Annotated in this window: 1 pseudogene; it reads right to left on the bottom strand. The window is 67.1% G+C overall.

Features of this window, described 5'->3' with window-relative positions:
• A pseudogene (locus tag ACWDR0_RS34880) lies at positions 1-725 on the bottom strand (VCBS repeat-containing protein); the annotation flags it as partial.
• Positions 726-1,437 lie beyond the last annotated feature (712 nt).

Genomic DNA, 1,437 nt, shown 5'->3' with positions numbered 1-1,437 from the left:
ATCTTCTTCAGGGCCGGATTGGCGGCCGCTTCGGCGCTGTGCACGACGAGGACATGGGTGAAGCCGGTGTCCCGCGCGGTCAGCAGCAGGTCCACGCCGTCGAGGACGTTCTTGTAGAGGGCGCTGGCGCCGCTGACCTCGGGCTCCGGCAGCTCACCGGGCCAGCCGACCGTCAGCTCACGGCCGTCCGCGGTGAAGGTGGCGAGGTCGGTGTACTGGCCGTCAGCGGACTTCGCCAGGGGCACCCGGGCGTAGTTACGGCTGCTCCGCTCACCCTTGCTGTTCTTCTTCCGCGCCTTGCCGCTGTGGAAGGTGACCGGGTTGACCGTGGCCTTCGGCCGCCAGCCGTCACCGGTCTTCTTCAGCGTGGTGTCGATCGGCAGCCACTCGCCGTCGACCTTCGCCCGCACCGGCGCCGCCTGCGTGGTCAGCCGGAACTTGCCGTTGGGCAGGGCCGTAACCGTCGAGGTGGCATCCCGCAGGGCGACGACCTCGACCGGCTTCCCGGTCTTCATCGCCTTCTCCCGCGCCGCCGGCTCATCCAGCGGCTCACCACCCGAACGAGCCTTCTCCGCCTGCGCCGGGGCACGGTCGACCGCCGCGGGCGGCCCGTCGTCACCGCCGTCGGGTATCAGCAGCGTGGCGCCGAGCGCCGCGGCCAGCACGGCCGCCACCCCCGCCGTGGTGCGCCGGGGCAGTCCCCGGATGAGACGTGGACGTTCCACGGTGCTGGAATCCCCTCCCCTGAACGGCAGCCGATCCACCGGACGAAATCGTCCGAAGGCCGATCGCCGTGACGATCTCGCCGAATTCGTCCGCCCGGCCACGGGCAGCACAAGCCGGCTCTGCTCCCCGGCGGGGGCAGAGCGCCAGTCAGCATGACCCATACGGGTCTTCACGTGTACGTCCCGTGACCATCACCCGGTGATGGCTTCACGGAAAAATCAGCCCGCACGGGGAACCAACCGGTGGTGCAACCGACTCCGTCGCACCACCCTCCTCCGGCGAAACCCAGGTACCAATCCACCCTTAACGGGACCGCCGACGGCCTATTCCTGTCAGTTGATCGGCATGCATCTCGAAAGGGTGGACTAGACCAATTTTGGCGGCAAGTCCATCACCTCGCCCGAGTTCTCACCCATGGCCCATCACGCCCATCACGACACCTCGATTTCTGTGGCAGTTGTCACATGCAACGTCTTTTTTGTGATTGACGGGTACCAAAGCGCTGCCTCAGGATGCGGCGGATACCAACAGGTCAGGGACGGGTCATGCCGCTTTGTGCTGCCCGAAAACTGATTCCGGACCGCTGGGGAGGGCTACGGCCACCGTGGGGAATTCACTGTCGTGGAGTGGCCGGGGGAGACTCCCGGACACCAGAGCTGAGAGGAACCGCCGCCTACGCCTGCGCGCAGGCGTCATAGCGGTGGTTTCCAT

The organism is Streptomyces sp. NPDC003691 (assembly GCF_053981115.1).
This window is presented reverse-complemented; position numbering and strand designations above follow the sequence as displayed.